16 protein-coding genes are annotated in these 19,217 nt (G+C 39.7%); 13 read left to right on the top strand and 3 right to left on the bottom strand.

Annotation, left to right across the window (positions count from 1 at the left end):
- Positions 1 to 297 precede the first annotated feature (297 nt).
- A complete protein-coding gene (gene purD / locus B5473_RS03930; RefSeq protein ID WP_079523763.1) occupies positions 298 to 1,548 on the top strand; it encodes a phosphoribosylamine--glycine ligase in 1,251 nt (416 codons plus the stop codon).
- Between the two features lie 53 nt (positions 1,549 to 1,601).
- Here purD and B5473_RS03925 read toward each other — a convergent pair whose 3' ends face one another.
- The 3 genes from B5473_RS03925 to B5473_RS03915 form a co-directional block, all read right to left on the bottom strand.
- Complete coding sequence (locus B5473_RS03925; RefSeq protein WP_079523762.1) at positions 1,602 to 2,378, bottom strand: multidrug ABC transporter ATPase; 777 nt, start codon at positions 2,376 to 2,378, stop codon at positions 1,602 to 1,604.
- Positions 2,379 to 2,392: 14 nt separating this feature from the next.
- The gene (locus B5473_RS03920; RefSeq protein ID WP_079523761.1) at positions 2,393 to 2,731 is read right to left on the bottom strand and encodes a hypothetical protein; all 339 of its coding nucleotides are present in this window, start codon (positions 2,729 to 2,731) and stop codon (positions 2,393 to 2,395) included.
- Between the two features lie 429 nt (positions 2,732 to 3,160).
- Positions 3,161 to 3,391, bottom strand: a complete 231-nt coding sequence (locus B5473_RS03915; RefSeq protein ID WP_079523760.1) for a YgaP-like transmembrane domain — start codon at positions 3,389 to 3,391, stop codon at positions 3,161 to 3,163.
- A 312-nt stretch (positions 3,392 to 3,703) separates the two neighbouring features.
- On the opposite strand from B5473_RS03915, the gene B5473_RS03910 reads away from it, so the two are divergent.
- The 12 genes from B5473_RS03910 to B5473_RS03855 all read left to right on the top strand — a co-directional run bounded on the left by B5473_RS03910 (position 3,704) and on the right by B5473_RS03855 (position 19,207).
- A complete protein-coding gene (locus B5473_RS03910; protein WP_079523759.1) occupies positions 3,704 to 5,434 on the top strand; it encodes an adenine deaminase C-terminal domain-containing protein in 1,731 nt (576 codons plus the stop codon).
- A 27-nt stretch (positions 5,435 to 5,461) separates the two neighbouring features.
- Entirely contained in the window at positions 5,462 to 6,520 is a 1,059-nt protein-coding gene (locus tag B5473_RS03905; RefSeq protein WP_079523758.1) for a DUF3048 domain-containing protein, read from the top strand.
- Positions 6,521 to 6,538: 18 nt separating this feature from the next.
- A complete protein-coding gene (locus B5473_RS03900; protein WP_008408714.1) occupies positions 6,539 to 6,853 on the top strand; it encodes a YerC/YecD family TrpR-related protein in 315 nt (104 codons plus the stop codon).
- Between the two features lie 166 nt (positions 6,854 to 7,019).
- Positions 7,020 to 7,709: a heptaprenylglyceryl phosphate synthase gene (locus tag B5473_RS03895; protein WP_079523757.1), complete on the top strand. Its 690-nt coding sequence runs from the start codon at positions 7,020 to 7,022 to the stop codon at positions 7,707 to 7,709.
- 35 nt (positions 7,710 to 7,744) lie between these two features.
- Positions 7,745 to 10,003, top strand: coding sequence for a DNA helicase PcrA (pcrA, locus tag B5473_RS03890; protein ID WP_079523756.1), 2,259 nt, complete (start codon positions 7,745 to 7,747; stop codon positions 10,001 to 10,003).
- 12 nt (positions 10,004 to 10,015) lie between these two features.
- Positions 10,016 to 12,013, top strand: coding sequence for an NAD-dependent DNA ligase LigA (gene ligA, locus B5473_RS03885; protein WP_079523755.1), 1,998 nt, complete (start codon positions 10,016 to 10,018; stop codon positions 12,011 to 12,013).
- Positions 12,014 to 12,031: 18 nt separating this feature from the next.
- Entirely contained in the window at positions 12,032 to 13,207 is a 1,176-nt protein-coding gene (locus tag B5473_RS03880) for a CamS family sex pheromone protein (protein WP_079523754.1), read from the top strand.
- A 292-nt stretch (positions 13,208 to 13,499) separates the two neighbouring features.
- Complete coding sequence (gene gatC, locus B5473_RS03875; RefSeq protein ID WP_079523753.1) at positions 13,500 to 13,790, top strand: Asp-tRNA(Asn)/Glu-tRNA(Gln) amidotransferase subunit GatC; 291 nt, start codon at positions 13,500 to 13,502, stop codon at positions 13,788 to 13,790.
- 17 nt (positions 13,791 to 13,807) lie between these two features.
- Complete coding sequence (gatA, locus tag B5473_RS03870) at positions 13,808 to 15,271, top strand: Asp-tRNA(Asn)/Glu-tRNA(Gln) amidotransferase subunit GatA (RefSeq protein ID WP_079523752.1); 1,464 nt, start codon at positions 13,808 to 13,810, stop codon at positions 15,269 to 15,271.
- Position 15,272: 1 nt separating this feature from the next.
- Positions 15,273 to 16,718, top strand: coding sequence for an Asp-tRNA(Asn)/Glu-tRNA(Gln) amidotransferase subunit GatB (gene gatB, locus B5473_RS03865; RefSeq protein ID WP_079523751.1), 1,446 nt, complete (start codon positions 15,273 to 15,275; stop codon positions 16,716 to 16,718).
- 428 nt (positions 16,719 to 17,146) lie between these two features.
- Positions 17,147 to 18,319 (top strand): N-acetylglucosamine-6-phosphate deacetylase, encoded by a 1,173-nt coding sequence (gene nagA, locus B5473_RS03860; protein WP_079523750.1) that lies wholly within the window; start codon positions 17,147 to 17,149, stop codon positions 18,317 to 18,319.
- Positions 18,320 to 18,334: 15 nt separating this feature from the next.
- Positions 18,335 to 19,207, top strand: coding sequence for a GNAT family N-acetyltransferase (locus B5473_RS03855; RefSeq protein WP_079523749.1), 873 nt, complete (start codon positions 18,335 to 18,337; stop codon positions 19,205 to 19,207).
- Positions 19,208 to 19,217: the final 10 nt, after the last annotated feature.

Here is a 19,217-nt window from a genome sequence, read left to right as displayed (position 1 = left end):
ACGTTAGCAGAAGCGTTTGCAAATGCTTTATTTATTCTTCTTTCTGGCCGGGAGAGGGATAAATAAGACGATTGGGCGATTCTTGGCCGGGTCCCCATCGTAACCAAATTTTATTAACAACTGTATCGACTTTGGCCGGGAGATGCACTGTTAATAATAAAATAATCATTGATTGTAAGATGCACAGCACTACTTTTGGTCGGGTAGCGCAGTGTAAACGACCATTAATGAAAAACGCTCGCCTAAAATTTGGCGGGCGTTTTTTTTATCCAAATTTCTATAAAAGGGGAAGCTAATATGAACATTCTTGTAATCGGTAGTGGTGGTCGTGAGCATGCGATCGCGAAGCAATTCAACAATGCACCATCTGTACAAAAGGTATTCGTAGCACCAGGAAATGACGGAATGAAGCAGGATGCACAAATTGTTGCAATCGATGCACTAGATTTCGCAGCACTTGCACAGTTTGTAAAAGAAAATGAGGTAGCTTTAACATTTGTAGGTCCGGAGCAGCCATTAGCAGAAGGAATCGTTGACTACTTCAATGAGCAGGGCTTGGTTATTTTCGGTCCAACAAAAGCGGCGGCTAAAATCGAAGGTTCGAAGTCTTATGCAAAAGAGATAATGAACAAATATAATATTCCGACGGCAGCGCATGAAACATTTACAGAAGCGGATAAAGCGGTTGATTATATTAAAGCGCAAGGTGCCCCGATTGTAATTAAAGCGGACGGGTTAGCTGCCGGAAAAGGTGTTATTGTAGCGATGACAGAACAAGAAGCAATTGAAGCTGTGGAAGATATGATCGGTAACCAGCGTTTCGGTGATTCTTCTTCCCGTGTTGTTGTGGAAGAGTTCCTCGAGGGCGAAGAATTTAGCTTCATGAGTTTCGTACATAAAGGGCAAATTTACCCAATGGTCATTGCTCAAGACCATAAACGTGCATATGATGGCGATAAAGGACCAAATACAGGCGGAATGGGTGCTTATTCACCAGTACCGCAAATTTCTGAGGATATTGTAAAAGTTGCTTATGACACAATCGTAGAGCCAACTGTAAAAGCAATGGATGCAGAAGGGGTATCATTCACTGGTATTCTGTATGCAGGCTTAATTTTAACTGCGAAAGGCCCGAAAGTAATTGAGTTCAATGCACGTTTTGGTGATCCGGAAACTCAAGTCGTGTTACCACGTATGGCTTCAGACTTCGGTGAATTTATGATGAGCTTAATGAAAGATCAGCTATTTGATTTACAGTGGAAAGAAGAGGCTATGCTAGGAGTTGTTGTTGCGGCTGAAGGCTATCCGGGTGATGTGGAAAAAGGAAATGCTCTACCCGAGCTTTCGGATATTGAACTGCCGGTATTCCATGCGGGGACAAAGCTTGCGGGCGACCAGTTCGTCGGTAACGGTGGCCGTGTGTTATTAGTGGCGTCAGAAGCAGCTACGTTAAAAGAAGCGCAGGAAAAAGTATATGCTGAACTTGCAAAAAAGGAATGGACGAATTTCTTCTTCCGCAAAGATATTGGTTGGAGAACATTTAAATAAAGGAAAGGTGATACGTGCACACGTGTCGCCTTTCCTATTCTCTAAGCTTTCTGTTATATATCGCCTTTTTTATGTTTCTCAATCTCAATGGCGAGTAGTAGTAACTTGTCATCAAACTCATCCAGTATACGTAATTTTTCATCAAGCTCTGTTTCAAAACTGGTTGCTTGAATGAATAAATTTTGGAGCTGATTTTCAAGGTTGATTCGGGTAATGGATTGTTCATTGGTCGGAGAATAACTATTATTTTCAGGATCTTTTATTTGTGCCATTTCTTCAAGGGTAGAATAAATTTTATCGTTTTTATCTTTAATATGCTTTAACAGATCGTGCTGTTGATTGATCGTTTCACGTAGAGAAAGTAATTGTTCAATGTTACTGTTCATGAAAGAACGCAGCAAATGATCAAGTTCTTCTACGGCCAGTATATAGTTTTCTGATCGGGCAGAAGGAGTCTCGGTTTTAGCTGTTTTTTCGATTGTCTCTTTTAATTGTTTGTTTTCTTTCTGTAAGTTTTCTTTTTTTTCCACAAGTGATTCAATGGAAGAAATCAGTTTTATTCTTTGCTCTTCACGTAACTGAATATTTTCATGCAACTCGCTAAGCTCTTTTTCAAAGCTTTTCCTCAGCATCATTAATTCCAATGAAAGTTCTTTTTTCTCGTTTACTAACTGACTCAGTTCCTGACCAAGACTATTTACCATTGAATAATAGTCCATACTTTTTAGGGTGGATATTTCGTTTTGATATTTCGCGATTTCTGATTTTAAAAAGATGATGGTTTGCTGTAATTGTAGTACATCCTTATTTTTCACGCTTTCAATATCCATATGGATTCCTCCTATCAAGTCCTGTCTTTCAGTAAGCCTAGAATCTCCAGGAATTCTTTTTTATTTTCATCGATGAGCTGATTTATTTTTTCTACAGCATTTCTTTCTTCTTCTTCATTGACAGGGTATGTAGTTTCATATTTATTGTTCGAGAGTAAGTGGGCCAATAATAAATTGAGTGAATTCTTTTTGGGAAAGCTATTACTATTTTCCTGCTGCTCATCTGTTATCGATGAAAAATACTCTTTCGTGAATTGATTCAATATCTTTTCAAACGATGGTACCTCGGATTCCTTTTGTCTATCTTCAAATTCGCTAATGATGTTTCCTCCTGTTCCAAATGAATGACGCATAAATTAATAGGGTTACAACAGCAATCCCATATTGAAACTGAGCACAGTAAGTAAGCCTGTAAATCGGTATAAATGGTTCAATTCTGATATTGTTAATAGGATTATAAGAGCCTTAATTTAAGCTCTGCTTGTCTAATTAATGGGAAATATTAATAGTGGAAGTTAGGAAGTTTCATTGTGTTTTATTTCGTGGAGTTAGGCTTGTTTTTTTGCAGCCCATCAACTTTGTTTCGGACTTTACGGTTAAATTTTATTTGCTTATGTAAGCGAAATAAAGAAAGGGTATTCAGCCCTTCCTTTATTCTATGATGATGAAATTGGTGATAACACTGATTCGTAATATTATGTTGATATTGCAATTTCTTAACTGAGATTCTACAAACCTAAAAGCGCTATATTCAATTATTCAACATACCCTAGATCCACCTCTTAATCATTGACGGGCATCATTTCGTTCATTTGTTCTGATTTGGCCATTGCGACTACTGGACAATATTGATAATAACCTTCCGCCACTTTCATTGAACCGGCAAGAATCATCATGCGACCAACTGTGCATTGAGGTTTATGAGCGATTCTTCCGACACCGAATGCGGTCATTGCAACACCGCACATCATACGAATAAAAGCGTTTGTTTCAGAAATATTGGGGGTTAGCAACTTACTTCACTCCTTTTTTTAGAAAATTTCAAAATTATTTTGGAAACACTTTGCTTTATGAAAGTGCTATGTTACGATTAATTCACCAAAAGGAATATTGTAGCAATTGCCTACATAAAGCAAAATATATTGAATTAAGTATGTGTTTTTCTTTTAAATCAATACGCATTAATCTAGCTTCAGCAGCTGTTAAAGACAATTGCTGAAGCTACTTGAATCGCAGCAGTATATTTTTTAGAGCTGGTATAAGCATCTTGGAAAAGTTATGAGCGTCCTTATATTATGGTAGAAAAATTGAAGGGAGTGCAGAATATGCCGGAAATTAGTTGGAAGTTAAGTAATATTCGAGAGCAAGTGGGTATCATTGATGGGCATGCTGCTCCGAGTCTAGTTTTAAAAAATGCAAAGTACTTACATAGTATGATGAAAAGTTGGGCAACAGGAAACATCTGGATATCCAATGACCGCATCATTTATGTCGGGAAGGAACTGCCTGCAAATGTAGAAGGGACAGAGGTTATTGATCTGGCCGGAAAAGTAGTTGTACCAGGTTATATTGAGCCGCATGTACATCCTTTTCAATTGTACAATCCCCACAGCTTCGCAGAATTCAGTGCACAGACAGGCACGACTACATTCATTTCAGACAATATGACTCTTGTTTCTTTAATGAAAAATAAGAAAGCGTTTTCTTTTATGGATGAGCTTGCTAAATTGCCATTTTCATTTTACTGGTGGAGTCGCTTCGATTCACAAACGGAGCTTGAAAATGAAAGGGAATTATATTCAAATGCCTCAGTATTGGAATGGCTTGACCGTCATGACGTACTGCTCGGTGGGGAACTGACAGGATGGCCTCGTCTGATGCGCGGGGACGATCAAATGCTCTACTGGATTCAGGCAGCTAAGCATAAAGGGAAAAAAATCGAAGGCCATTTACCGGGAGCATCCGAAAAAACGTTGGCTAAAATGCGTTTACTAGGAGTCGATGGTGACCATGAATCAATGACGATTGAAGATATTGAAGCGCGTTTGCAGCATGGTTATGCTGTTACTCTCCGCTATTCTTCAATTCGCCCGGATTTACCTAATTTATTAAAAGCGGTTGTCGATAAAGGCTACGAAATATTTGATCAGTTAATGATGACGACAGATGGATCCACACCGAGCTTCCATGAAGATGGTGTGATGGATAAATGTATTCGTGCTGCCCTTGAAGCAGGTGTGCGTCCGGTTGACGCTTATAATATGGCAAGTTATAATGTTGCGCGCTATTATAATATGACAAATCTGCATGGGCTCATTGCTACAGGGCGCTATGCAAATATTAATATTTTGTCGGATGAATATTCTCCGACACCTGAAGCGGTCATTTCAAAAGGAGTATGGTTAAAGCGCGACAATAAAGATTTGAAAGCATTTCCTGAAGTTGACTTATCACTATTCGGTAATTTGAAAATTGATTTTGATTTGCATGAAGGAGATTTTCAGTTTTCGATGCCGATTGGTGTTGAAATGGTGAATGATGTTATTACGAAGCCGTATAGTATAAAAAATCTCGGACATCATCATACATTATCTACAGAACATGATGAAAGCTATTTAATGCTTGTTGACCGAAATGGGAAATGGCGTATTAATACGATGATTAAAGGATTTGCGACACATGTAAAAGGCTTTGCTTCATCGTATTCCAATACTGGAGATATAATTTTAATCGGAAAATCGATGCACGATATGCAGCATGCTTTCCGGGAACTGAAGAAAATGAATGGCGGGATTGTGCTTGTTGAAGATGATCAAATCGTAACAAGTATTCCTTTAACATTAGCCGGCTCTATTTACGATGGGACAGTTAATGAAGTAATTCCGCTAGAACTGGCATTGAAGAGTGCTTTGAAAAAACGTGGTTATCACCATACAGATGCAATTTACACATTGCTGTTTTTACAATCGACACATTTACCATATATTCGAATTACGACACGTGGGATTTTTGATGTCATGAAAAATAAGGTTATGCTACCTGCTGTAATGCGATAAACCTATAAAAGTGAGAGGAGTAGCACGATGAAACGCAGTATATTTATGTTAGCACTATTAGGCATAACCTTAACGACAGGTTGTTCCGATAAAGAACAAACAGAGGAGCCTGTTGTAGAGATAGAAGAAACAGAAGTAGAGGAAGATATTATTGTAGCGGAGGCGGAAGAAATACTGCCATTTGTTACACCATTTACAGGGGAACGAGTAGCAGAAGAAGTGACGATGCGTCCAATACTTGCAACGATTAATAACCATCCGCAAGCACGTCCGCAATCTGGACTTGCACAGGCGGATGTTGTATATGAAATGCTGGCGGAAGGTGATGTGACACGCTTTTTAGCACTTTACCAGTCTGAACTTCCTGAATCTATCGGACCGATTCGCAGTGCGCGATCGTACTTCGTTGATATCGCAAAAGGACTGGACGCATTTTATATTGCACACGGATACAGTCCTGAAGCGAAATCCATGCTTGCACAAAGAGTTGTCGATAATATAAATGGCATGCACTATGATGGTACTTTCTTTAAACGTTCATCAACAAGGGTCGCTCCACACAATTCCTATATTTCGGGCGAAAATGTAAAGGCCGGTGCCGAAAAAGTAGGGACTTCACTACTTTATCAGAAAAAAGTGTCCTACCCATTTTATGAAGCCGAAGATAATGTTAAAATAGGAACAACGGCTAATGAAGTATCGATGAAATACAATAATAGCGGTTCATTTAATAGTCAGTACGTTTACAATGCCGAAACGAATCAGTACAAGCGTTATTCTGCAAATGTAGAAACAATCGATTACGAAACAAATGAATCCATCGAATTAGCCAATATTTTATTTTTTGAAATGCCTCATCGAATTGTAGACAATGCGGGTCGACGCGAGATTACAATTACGGGTGGCGGCAACGCGTATGTAGCCCAAGCGGGGACGATACGTGAAGTAAAATGGAAAAATGCAGATGGCCTGCTGGTGGCAGTCGAAGAAGATGGATCGGAAGTAAAGTTAGTTCAAGGAAAGACATGGATACATTTCGTACCAACATCTCCAGGTTTAGCGGCATCTGTTATATATTCAGAGTAGAGAGGAAATGGTGGGCACATGCAAATTGAAAAAATTCGCGGTCATCAAACAGATCAGTTGTTTAAAGCTGTCCTAGAGTTAAAAGATATTGAGGAATGCTATAAATTTTTCGATGACTTGTGCACGATTAGTGAAATTCAGTCATTGGCACAGCGATTTGAAGTTGCACATTTATTACGTTTGAAAAAAACGTATGAAACAATTAAAAAGGAAACAGGTGCTTCGACAGCAACAATTTCCCGTGTACGCCGTTGCTTTGACTACGGAAATGACACTTATGATGAAATGCTGGGCCGTCTTTATCCAGACGAAAAGCCGTTTACGTCAAAGTAAAGAAGCGCCCAATCATAAATATATGAGCAAGCTTAAAAGACTGAGCAGATTTCCCCGCTCAGTCTTTTAATATTTCATCGAATTTCGTTATACTAAGAGATGGTCAATAAAAACTAAGATAATGAAAAGTTCAATATAAAAATTTTGAGAATAGGTGGATATATTCATGGAATATTTAAACTGGAGACATGTATTTAAACTGGACCCTGCAAAGGAAATTTCGGATGAGGCATTAGAGCAGATTTGCGAATCGGGTACGGATGTTATTTTAGTTGGCGGGACAGATGATGTGACGTTGGATGGCGTTTTGGATTTGCTCGTACGTGTCCGTCGTTTTTCAGTACCGATTGCGCTTGAAATTTCAAATGTCGATAGCATTACACCAGGATATGATTATTATTTCATTCCGTCCGTGTTGAATAGTCGAGATACAAAATGGGTGAAAGATTTGCATCATGAAGCGATTAAAGAATACGGCGATGTACTAATTTGGGAAGAGCTTGTAGCGGAGGGCTACTGTGTACTGAATCCGGATTGTAAAGTAGCACAGGTAACAGATGCGAAAACGGATTTGACGGTGGAAGATGTTGTGGCATATGCACGAATGGCCGAAAACTATTTTAAATTGCCGATTTTTTATTTAGAGTACAGCGGAGCATATGGTGATATTGAAATGGTGAAAGCAACAGCCGAAGTATTAAATGATACAAAGCTCTTTTATGGAGGCGGAATTACGTCCGTAGAACAAGCGAAGGAAATGGCTGCACATGCCAATACAGTAGTTGTCGGAAATATTATTTATGAGGATTTAAAAGCGGCATTAAAAACCGTACAAGCAGTAAAAAGTGTTATATAATAGGAACAAATGTTCTTTAGATAGGAAGGTGCAATATGGAGCATATAGCAAAAAACTTAGTAGCGGGAATGAATCCACAGCAAGCTGAAGCGGTGAAATCAACAGAAGGCCCGCTCCTAATTATGGCAGGGGCCGGCTCTGGAAAAACACGGGTACTGACACACCGTATCGCCTATTTAGTCGTTGAGCGTGAAGTGTACCCTTCGAAAATTCTGGCCATTACGTTTACAAATAAAGCTGCCCGCGAAATGCGTGAGCGAATTGACGGGATTTTAGGAAACGGAACAACGGAAAGCATGTGGGTATCTACATTCCACTCGATGTGCGTACGCATTTTGCGACGTAATATTGACAGGATAGGCTATTCGAAAAGCTTCTCAATTCTAGATAGTTCAGATCAGCTGACGGTTATTAAAAATATATTGAAGCAGGATAATATCGATCCGAAAAAATATGATCCGCGTGCAATTTTAAATACGATCAGTTCGGCAAAAAACGAGTGCATTACTGTGGACGGCTTTGAAGCGAACATGAATCCGCATAATCCATTTGAAAAGATTGTCGCACAAGTATATAAAGGCTATCAGAAGCGATTAAGACAAAATCAAAGTCTCGATTTTGACGATTTAATTATGCTGACAATCCGTCTATTTAATGAAGCGCCGGACGTGCTTGAATTTTATCAGAATAAATTTCAGTACATTCACGTTGATGAGTATCAAGATACGAATAAATCTCAATACTTGCTCGTGCAATTACTGGCGAAGAAATTCCGCAATATTTGTGTTGTAGGGGATTCGGACCAATCGATCTATCGTTGGCGCGGTGCCGATATTTCGAATATATTATCGTTTGAAAAAGATTACAAAGAAGCAAAGGTTATTATGCTTGAGCAAAACTACCGTTCGACAAAGCGTATTTTACAAGCGGCAAACAGCGTCATTGAAAAGAATAAAGACCGCTATAAAAAAGTACTGCGAACAGAAAATCCGGAAGGCGAAAAGATTCAGCTTTACAAAGCAGGCAATGAGCAGGATGAAGCGCAGTATGTCGTACGTACAATTCAAAAGCTTATGAAGGATGAAGATTACAAGCTGGATGATTTCGCGATTTTATATCGTACAAACGCACAGTCACGTGTAATAGAGGATGTGCTCGTGAAATCGAATATGAACTACCAGATCGTTGGCGGTACAAAGTTCTATGATCGAAAAGAGATTAAAGATTTGCTTGCTTACTTGCGTTTAATTGCAAATAATGATGATGACTTGTCGCTGGCAAGAATTATCAATGAACCTAAACGTGCGATTGGTGCTACATCATTTGATAAAATGCTTGTCTATGCGATGGAACGCGATCGTTCTATTTTCGATGCGATGGGTGAGCTTGTATTTATGGGTCTTTCAGGGAAGGCAGCTAATTCCGCTGAAAATTTCTATAATATGATTCGTTCATTAAGTGAACGTCAGCAAGAATTATCGGTAACAGAGATTGTGGAAGAAGTGCTTGAAAAATCAGGATACCGTCAAATGCTGAAAGCGGAAAAATCGATTGAAGCAGAGAGTCGCCTGGAAAATATTGAAGAGTTTTTAACGGTAACACAGGCTTTTGAAGCGCGCAGTGAAGACCAATCATTAGTAGCATTTTTAACGGATCTTGCACTAATTGCTGATATTGATTCATTAGATGAAGAAGAAAAAGCGAAAGGTACAATCATTTTAATGACGATGCATGCCGCAAAAGGACTGGAATTCCCTGTTGTGTTCATTATCGGCATGGAGGAAAATATATTCCCGCATTCACGTTCATTGGAAAGTGAAGATGAAATGGCCGAAGAACGACGCTTAATGTATGTTGGTGCGACTCGGGCAGAACAGCGTCTTTACTTGTCTTGTGCGGGCTCTCGTACAATTTTTGGTCGTACAGGCTATAATGCCCCATCACGTTTTTTACGCGAAATTGATGAAAATGTGTTAGAGCAAGTTTCAAAAGCAAATACTACATCATATCGTGATGATTCATTACCGTTTAAATCGAACCGTTATGACCGTATGCCGAAGCGTTCATTAGGAAGTGTGCAGGCACCTGCTTCCCAAACGTCACGCCTGAATTCTACTGGCGGGGATAAGTTTGACTGGAAAGTAGGCGACAAAGCTGCCCATGGTAAATGGGGTGTCGGTATGGTCGTAAGCGTAAAAGGTGAAGGTGATGGTATGGAACTGGACATCGCTTTCCCATCGCCAACTGGAATAAAACGTTTACTAGCGAAATTTGCGCCGATTACGAAAGCTTAGGAGGAACATTTGATGAATGAAATAGAACAAAGAATTGCGGAATTGAACAAGCTTCTTCATGAGTATGGCTATGCGTATTATGTACTGGATAAACCGATAGTAGAAGATAGCGTATATGATCAGCTTTTACATGAACTTATCGCATTAGAAGAAGCTAATCCGGAATTTATTTATCCTGATTCTCCTACTCAGCGTGTCGGTGGCATGGTATTGGAAGGCTTTAAAAAGGTAACGCATGAAACATCGATGCTTAGTTTGTCGAATGCTTTCAATGAAGAAGATTTGCGTGATTTCGACCGGAAAATCGAGCAGGCAATCGGTAAAAATTATTCGTATGTATGTGAACTGAAAATTGATGGCTTGGCCATATCTCTGCGCTATGAAAACGGGGTATTTGTACAAGGTGCTACACGCGGTGACGGAACAGTAGGGGAAGACATTACAGCCAACCTGAAAACAATCCGTGCCATTCCATTACGTTTAAAAGAACCAGTAACATTAGAAGTGCGCGGCGAAGCCTATATGCCGAAAAAATCTTTTGATAAACTGAATGAACGTCGTGCTGAAAATGGAGAAGAGTTATTTGCAAATCCCCGAAACGCAGCAGCAGGATCGTTGCGTCAATTAGATCCGAAAATTGCAGCAAGCCGAAATTTATCGACGTTTATATATGCAGTTGGCGGAGATGGAGAAAGCTATGGCATCGACGGACATTGGGAAATGCTCAAGTATTTGGAGGAGCTAGGTTTCCCATCAAATAAAGAGCGTGAGTATTGCGAAACTATTGAGGACGTTTTGGCGTTTATAGAAAAGTGGACAGAAGCGCGCCCAAATTTATCGTATGAAATTGATGGTATCGTCATTAAAGTAAACCGCTATGCTCATCAGGATGAGCTTGGCTTTACAGCAAAATCGCCGCGCTGGGCAATTGCTTACAAATTCCCGGCTGAAGAAGTTATAACAAAATTATTGGATATTGAACTGACAGTAGGCCGCACGGGTGTTATTACTCCAACAGCGATTTTAACACCGGTACTTGTTGCGGGGACTACTGTGAGCCGTGCATCATTGCACAATGAAGACCTGATCCGTGAAAAGGACATTCGAATCGATGATACGGTCATCGTACGAAAAGCAGGGGATATTATTCCGCAAATTGTGGGGGTCGTTCTGGAGCAACGCCCGGATGACGCCGTACCGTATAAAATGCCGACACATTGTCCTGCGTGCGATGAAGAAGTTGTACGTATAGATACTGATGTAGCGTTGCGCTGCGTGAATCCTCAGTGTCCTGCGCAAATTGCGGAAGGTGTGAAGCATTTCGTATCACGTAATGCGATGAATATCGATGGTCTTGGCGAGAAGGTAGTCGAACAGCTGCTGCGCGAAGGCTATATTCAAGATGTAGCAGGACTTTATGAACTTACAGTAGAGCAGCTGATTAACCTGGAGCGAATGGGACAAAAATCGGCGACGAATTTAGTTGAAGCGCTTATTCAGTCAAAGGAAAATTCGCTGGAACGATTACTATTCGGTCTTGGCATCCGCCATGTTGGGGAAAAAGCAGCCAAGATTTTGGCAGCTCATTTTGAAACAATCGATGCACTAATGGTCGCTACTGAAGAGGAATTGAAAGATATTCATGAAATTGGCGATAAAATGGCTGAATCGATTGTAGCGTATTTTGCAAACGAGCAGGTACAACAATTAATCGAACGCCTAAAAGGATTTGGCTTGAATATGTCCTATAAAGGCAAGAAAGTTGTCATGGAAGCAGGGGCAAATCCATTTGCAGGAAAAACAATTGTACTGACAGGTAAATTGCAGCAATTGACACGTAACGAAGCAAAGGCGAAAATAGAACAGTTAGGTGGTACGGTTGCAGGGAGTGTCAGTAAAAAAACAGACCTTGTAATTGTCGGAGAAGATGCAGGCTCGAAGCTTGAAAAGGCCCAAAGCTTAGGCATTGAAATTTGGGATGAAGTGCGCCTAATCGAACAATTAATATAGTAAAGGGGACTTGCTCTCATGAAACGTTATCGCTGGATACCTGCGATAATTGTAGCGGCGATGTTGTCAGCGTGTGCGCCAAACCTCACACCTGATACAGAACTGACGCAAGAATCAGATACAGAACAAGCTGTGGAAACAACAATTATTCCGAACATGCAAATAAACGATAAATTTTATCGTACATTGATTCCTTATAAGGAAAGTGCAAGCCGTGGTTTAGTTGTTTCCAATATTTATACGAAGTACGATATGAAAGAAGTCGAAACAGGCTTGATGCGTATTTCACAAAATCATTTCGATACGGAAAACTACTATTTCCAGGAAGGTCAGTATTTAGATGAAGAAACATTGAAATACTGGTTAGCCCGTCCAAACCAAACAGAAGACAAAGGACCGGAATTCCAAGGTCTAAACCCGTCAAGTGTGGATGAGAAGACAGGCAAGGAAATGGAACCTACTGTAAAAGCTACAGAAGCTCCGGTTTATTTGGCCCATATTGTGGAACAAAATTATTTAACAAAAACCGATGAGAACAAAGTAAAGCTGGCTGGTGTTTCAATTGGTTTAGCTTTAAATTCAGTTTACTATTATCAAAAAGAGCAGTATGGAGAATTCTTTGAACAAAAAATTCCCGATGCGAAAATAGAAGCAGAAGGTAAAAAAATAGCGCAGGAAGTTATCAATCGATTGCGTGCCCGTCCGGAACTGGCAGATGTTCCAATTGTCATTGGTTTATTTAAACAAGCTGAAAGAAATGCGATTGTTCCAGGGACATATACTGACTATAACTTCGCGGAGACAGGAAAAACAGAATTGGGTGAGTGGAAAGCAATCGATGAAAAATACGTTACTTTCCCGATGAGTTCGCCGGATGATGTATACCGAGAATTGAATACGAATTTCCAAAACTTCAAGCAAGATGTCGACAAATATTTCTCGAACTTCACGAGTGTATTTGCGACTGGATTTTACCAAAACAAAAAAGTCCAGAAGCTTGATATCGAAATCCCGATCCAGTTTTACGGAACAGCTGAAATTACAGGGTTTACACAATATTTGACCGGCTTAATGCTTAATCATTTACCTCTTGACCTGTATATTTCGGTGAGTATTACTTCTGTTAACGGACCTGAAGTACTAATTATTAAAGAACCGAATGAAGATAAGCCTTTTGTTCATATTTATGAGTAAAATCTTCCGAAAAATACCATACTTTTACGAGTGTGGTATTTTCTTTTTGCATAGGATATCTACTTCACTACGTTAACGCGTTAATTTGGCGAAAAATCGCCATAAGTGGGGGATTGTTTGCTGGATTTTTTCCTAAAGCGGAGATTTTTACAAGGAAAAATGTTATCATTATGGGCATGGTTTATGTAGAATCAGCGGGTATCCAAAACAATCACTGACTCCACATATAGACCCGGCGGATAATCCGATTTTGCCGAGGTATATTTGATTCGATAACTTGGAGGTGTAACAAATGGCAAACATTTCGAAAGAAGAAGTAAAACACGTAGCACACTTAGCTCGCCTTGCTATTACAGAAGAGGAAGCAGAGAAATTTGCTGAACAATTAGGTAAAATTACTGATTTCGCAGAGCAATTAAATGAATTAGATACAACAAATGTAGAACCGACTTCACATGTTTTACCTTTAGTGAACGTACTTCGCGAGGACGTAGCAAAAGAAGGCTTACCTCTTGAAAAAGTAATGCTGAACGTAAAAGAACAAGAAGCAGGTCAAATTAAAGTACCATCAATTATGGAGTAATAGGAGGAACCACTCGCATGACAGTATTTGAGCGCACATCAGCACAATTGCAAGAGAGCTTAAAGTCGGGTGAACTAACAATTGCGGATTTAACAAAAGAAGCGTTTGACCGCATTGAAAAGTTGGACGGCGATGTACAAGCTTTCTTAGCATTAAATAAAGAACAAGCAACTGCAAAAGCAGCTGAATTAGATCAAGTTCCTTATGAGGAGCGCGGTCCATTATTCGGTATGCCGATTGGCGTAAAGGATAACATCGTAACAGAAGGATTGGAAACAACTTGTGCTTCTAAAATTCTGGAAGGCTTTATGCCAATTTACGATGCAACAATCGTAAAAAAATTGCGTGATGCAGGCATGATCACAGTCGGTAAATTGAACATGGATGAATTTGCAATGGGTTCTTCAAACGAAAACTCTGCTTATAAAACAACTAAAAACCCATGGAACCTTTCGCATGTACCAGGTGGTTCTTCAGGTGCATCTGCAGCAGCAGTTGCAGCGGGTGAAGTACCATTTTCATTAGGTTCTGATACGGGTGGATCAATCCGTCAACCAGCAGCTTACTGTGGTGTTGTAGGAATGAAACCTACATACGGTCGTGTATCTCGTTTCGGTTTAGTTGCATTCGCATCTTCTTTAGACCAAATTGGACCAATTACACGCAATGTAAAAGACAATGCATTATTACTTGAAGCAATCTCAGGTGTAGACGAAATGGATTCTACTTCTGCAGATGTGCCGGTACCAAACTATGCAGCCGCATTAGACGGTAATATTAAAGGCTTAAAAATTGCTGTACCAAAAGAATTCCTAGGTGAAGGCGTTGGCGAAGCAGCAAAACAGTCAGTGCTTGATGCATTGGAAGTATTAAAAGGCTTAGGTGCTACAGTAGATGAGGTATCTTTACCACACTCTAAATATGCATTAGCAGCATATTACATTCTTTCTTCATCAGAAGCATCTTCAAACCTTTCTCGTTTCGATGGTATTCGTTACGGTTACCGTTCAGAAAACGCGAAAAACTTATTGGAGCTATACAAACAATCTCGTGCTGAAGGTTTCGGCGATGAAGTAAAACGTCGTATTATGCTTGGAACATATTCATTATCAGCTGGTACGTATGATGCTTACTACAAAAAAGCACAACAAGCACGTACTTTAATTAAAGCTGATTACGACAAAGTGTTCGAAAACTACGATGTAATCATCGGGCCAACTGCACCAACACCAGCATTCGCTATTGGCGCAAACATTGATGACCCACTGACAATGTACGCAAACGATATTTTAACAATTCCAATCAACTTAGCAGGTGTACCGGCAATTTCAGTTCCATGCGGTTTTGAAAATGGATTACCATTAGGTTTACAAATTATCGGTAAGCATTTCGATGAAGAAACACTTTACCGTGTGGCATATGCTTATGAGCAACAAACAGATTTCGCTAAACAAACTCCAGCATTATGGGAGGTAAAATAAAATGAACTTTGAAACAGTCATTGGCTTAGAGATTCACGTTGAGCTAAAAACAAACTCAAAAATCTTCTCTAGCAGTCCAAACCACTTCGGTGCTGAACCAAACACAAATACAACAGTAATCGACCTAGGTTATCCAGGTGTTTTACCAGTATTAAATAAACAAGTAGTAGATTACGCTATGCGTGCTTCTTTAGCATTGAACATGGAAATCGAACAAGAAACTAAGTTCGACCGTAAAAACTACTTCTATCCGGACAATCCGAAAGCTTACCAAATTTCACAATTCGATAAGCCAATCGGTAAAAACGGCTGGGTAGAAATCGAAATTCCAGCTAAAGGTGATACACCAGGCTACAAAAAGAAAATCGGCATTACACGTCTTCACATGGAAGAAGATGCTGGTAAATTAACGCATGCTGACGGCTATTCTTTAGTGGACTTAAACCGTCAAGGTACGCCATTAGTAGAAATCGTTTCTGAGCCGGATATCCGCACGCCAGACGAAGCGTATGCTTATCTTGAAAAAGTAAAATCAATCATCCAATATACAGGCGTTTCTGACGTACGTATGGAGGAAGGTTCTCTTCGTTGTGATGCTAACATTTCAATCCGTCCATACGGTCAAGAAGAGTTCGGTACAAAAACTGAGCTTAAAAACTTAAATTCATTCAACTTTGTACGTCGTGGTTTAGAGCACGAAGAAATCCGCCAAGCAGAAGTATTAATGGCTGGTGGCGTTATTGAGCAGGAAACACGCCGTTTTGATGAGAAAACAGGTAAAACAATCCTGATGCGTGTTAAAGAAGGTACAGATGATTACCGTTACTTCCCAGAGCCGGACTTAGTGCGTCTTTCAATTTCTGATGAATGGGTAGAGCGCGTACGTAACGAGATTCCAGAATTACCGGATGCTCGTAAAGCACGTTATGTATCTGAATTAGGTTTAAATGATTATGATGCAAACGTACTTGTAGTAAACAAAGAGATTTCCGATTTCTTTGATGCAACTGTAAATGCAGGGGCTGACGCGAAATTAACAGCTAACTGGTTAATGGGTGATATTTCTGCATACTTAAACGCTGAGCAAAAAGAGTTGAAAAATACAGCTCTAACACCGGAAAACTTGGCAGGTATGGTGAAATTAATTACGGACGGTACAATTTCTTCTAAAATCGCGAAAAAAGTATTCACTGAGTTAGTAACAAACGGTGGAGACGCAGCGAAAATCGTGAAGGAAAAGGGCTTAGTACAAATTTCTGATCCGGAAGTCATCCGTGGTTTCGTAACAACTGTTCTTGATAATGATGCAAAATCAGTAGAAGACTTCAAAGCTGGTAAAGACCGTGCGATTAAAGCACTTCTTGGCCAAATTATGAAAGCTTCTAAAGGTCAGGCAAACCCACAATTAACAAACCAAATCTTAATGGAAGAAATTAATAAACGTTAATTTTTTTCTTAGAAGAGGGTAGGACATAACCCAAAAATGCTATTTTTCTCATAGAGAAAAATAGCATTTTTTGCTGAGCGTTAAAAATTGATTTCCATTCCGGGACGCTTTCCGCGGGCACGGCCTTACACGAACGTCTCAGGCATCGGTGCTCCTGTCGCTACGCTTTCGTCGCAAAATAAATTTTGTTGTTCCCGCAGGAAGCTTTGCTTGTAGCGAAAGGCGTAGCCGTCAGCTACACTCGCCCTTCATTCCAATCAATTTTCCAAAATATCCGTTTCTTAATAAAGAGTTTTGTATTTATCCAAATATAATTCTACTTCTATCCCCATCTCTTTGTTTTATTTTAAAAGGAATTTTCTTGAAAAATGGCAAGTATAGGCTAATAATGGGGAATATAAAAGGCGAAGTAGAGGAGGGAAATGTTCATGGAAAAAACATGGTGTATTGGACCACTCCAAATTGTCCGGGAACAGCGGATAGAGGAAGATTGTTATGCCGTTATTGAAGGCAAAAAAATAGTCCGGTTTTGTAAAAAAGATGAAGTGCCTGAACAAATTGAACTTGTGGAAACAAAGTCAGTATATAAAATGATGCCGGGAATGATTGACCAGCATATTCACGGAATGTCAGGTTCTGACGTTATGGACGGAACGGAAAACAGTCTAAATACGATCAGTACAGCACTTGCAAAATACGGGGTGACCACCTTTTTAGCAACAACGATGACTGCGGCAGAAACTCAGATCGAGCATGTTGTACAATCGATTGCCAATACGAAGAACAATGTAAGAGGTGCCAAAATTGCCGGCATACATTTAGAAGGTCCTTTCATTAACCCGGTTCAAAAAGGGGCACAGTCCGACCAGTTTATAATAAAGCCTTCTGTAGAAATATTTGACCATTTAAACGAGTCTTCACAAAATGAAATAAAGCTTATTACATTAGCGGCAGAGTTAGATGAAGACCACAAGCTTACAACGTACTTAAAAAATAAGGGAATTGTAGCATCAATCGGTCACTCTGATGCCAAATATTCTGAGACAAAGGCAATGTTGGAACAACAGCTTATTCAGAATGCCACTCATTTCTGTAATGGGATGAGGCCGATCCATCACCGGGAGCCAGGCTTGCAGGTCGCTTTACTGCAAAGTGAGTGTATGCTGGAAATTATTGCTGACGGTTTTCATATTCACCCGGACATGATTCGCTTCATTTACGACACGATTGGTGAAGACCGGATGATATTAATATCAGACAGTATGCGGGCAACCGAATTAGCAGACGGGATTTATGATTTAGGTGGACAACAAGTTCGTGTAGAAGAGGGTTTGTGTAAATTAGTCGGAAGTGATGCGCTTGCGGGAAGTACGCTCAATTTAAACAGGTCCAGAAAAAATATGAAAGAGTGGCTTGGATTATCAGATGTGACACTGGCTAAGCTGACTTCTACAAACAGTGCAAAATTGTTAGGGTTATTTGAAAAAAAAGGGTCAATCGAAATTGGTAAAGATGCTGATTTTTATATCGTAAATGAAAACGAGGATGTTGTATTAACTGTTTCAGAAGGACAGATTATTTATGAAAATAGTGAGCTCTAAAAAGGAGGGATGGAAATGAATTTCATAAAAGGAGATGCTGTACGCCTTAACCCCCAGCTAAAAAGAAGTTTCTTTAAACTGGCAAACGATACTTTCGGTCTGGATTTTGAACAATGGGATGAGCAAGGGTATTGGAATGATACATATTGTCCCTATGTGTTTGAAGTGGGTGGCGAAATAGTAGCCAATGTATCTACAAGTAGCGGGACGATGATTTTGGATGGCAGGCAGTATAATGCTGTTCAAATCGGGACGGTTATGACAAATCCAAAATTCCAAGGGAAAGGGTTGTCCCGTCAGCTTATGGAAAAGGTGATGGAAGATCATGTGAGTGCACATATCATATACCTGTTTGCGAATAATACAGTATTGGATTTTTATCCGAAGTTTGGCTTTGAAACGCGTATACAATCTACATTTACTGTGGATAAAAAAGATATTGAGGCGATTCATACTGAGGTAAAGAAAGTGAATCTTGATGATAAGCCTACAAGAAATGTATTTTATGAAACAACGGTGTTTAGAAAACCTGTCAGTCAGAAAATGAGTATGATTCAAAATGAAAATATCGTAATGTTCCATGCATTGACGCAATACCGGGACTGTATTTACTATGTTCCTAAGTTTCAGGCATTCGCCATTTTGAATGAAACAGCCGAGTATGCTGAGTTAATTGACGTCATTTCTAAAGAGCAGGTTGATGTACAGGAAATACTCGGTTGCTTGCCTATTCAATCCGAAAAAATCAGACTGTGCTTTACCCCGGATAATTTAAAAATTCCTGTAATGCAAGATGTGCTCATCGATGAGGGAGCAATGTTTGTTAAAAATCAAAAAGATATTATGTATCCGAATAATGTGCTTTATCCATACAGTGGTCTGGCATAAAAAATGGAGA

Source organism: Solibacillus isronensis (genome assembly GCF_900168685.1).
GTDB classification, from domain to species: domain Bacteria; phylum Bacillota; class Bacilli; order Bacillales_A; family Planococcaceae; genus Solibacillus; species Solibacillus isronensis_A.
The sequence above is the reverse complement of the archived record's forward strand: the minus strand, read 5'-3'. Positions and strand labels throughout refer to the sequence as shown.

What these genes read in the sequence shown, in the direction of transcription:
- B5473_RS03905 (WP_079523758.1), top strand. Translation starts at nt 5,462, where the DNA reads ATGAAACGCAGTATATTTATGTTAGCACTATTAGGCATAACCTTAACG.
- B5473_RS03910 (WP_079523759.1), top strand. Translation starts at nt 3,704, where the DNA reads ATGCCGGAAATTAGTTGGAAGTTAAGTAATATTCGAGAGCAAGTGGGT.
- B5473_RS03880 (WP_079523754.1), top strand. Translation starts at nt 12,032, where the DNA reads ATGAAACGTTATCGCTGGATACCTGCGATAATTGTAGCGGCGATGTTG.
- B5473_RS03925 (WP_079523762.1), bottom strand. Translation starts at nt 2,378, where the DNA reads ATGGATATTGAAAGCGTGAAAAATAAGGATGTACTACAATTACAGCAA.
- gatB (WP_079523751.1), top strand. Translation starts at nt 15,273, where the DNA reads ATGAACTTTGAAACAGTCATTGGCTTAGAGATTCACGTTGAGCTAAAA.
- gatA (WP_079523752.1), top strand. Translation starts at nt 13,808, where the DNA reads ATGACAGTATTTGAGCGCACATCAGCACAATTGCAAGAGAGCTTAAAG.
- pcrA (WP_079523756.1), top strand. Translation starts at nt 7,745, where the DNA reads ATGGAGCATATAGCAAAAAACTTAGTAGCGGGAATGAATCCACAGCAA.
- B5473_RS03855 (WP_079523749.1), top strand. Translation starts at nt 18,335, where the DNA reads ATGAATTTCATAAAAGGAGATGCTGTACGCCTTAACCCCCAGCTAAAA.
- B5473_RS03900 (WP_008408714.1), top strand. Translation starts at nt 6,539, where the DNA reads ATGCAAATTGAAAAAATTCGCGGTCATCAAACAGATCAGTTGTTTAAA.
- purD (WP_079523763.1), top strand. Translation starts at nt 298, where the DNA reads ATGAACATTCTTGTAATCGGTAGTGGTGGTCGTGAGCATGCGATCGCG.
- gatC (WP_079523753.1), top strand. Translation starts at nt 13,500, where the DNA reads ATGGCAAACATTTCGAAAGAAGAAGTAAAACACGTAGCACACTTAGCT.
- ligA (WP_079523755.1), top strand. Translation starts at nt 10,016, where the DNA reads ATGAATGAAATAGAACAAAGAATTGCGGAATTGAACAAGCTTCTTCAT.
- B5473_RS03895 (WP_079523757.1), top strand. Translation starts at nt 7,020, where the DNA reads ATGGAATATTTAAACTGGAGACATGTATTTAAACTGGACCCTGCAAAG.
- B5473_RS03920 (WP_079523761.1), bottom strand. Translation starts at nt 2,731, where the DNA reads ATGCGTCATTCATTTGGAACAGGAGGAAACATCATTAGCGAATTTGAA.
- nagA (WP_079523750.1), top strand. Translation starts at nt 17,147, where the DNA reads ATGGAAAAAACATGGTGTATTGGACCACTCCAAATTGTCCGGGAACAG.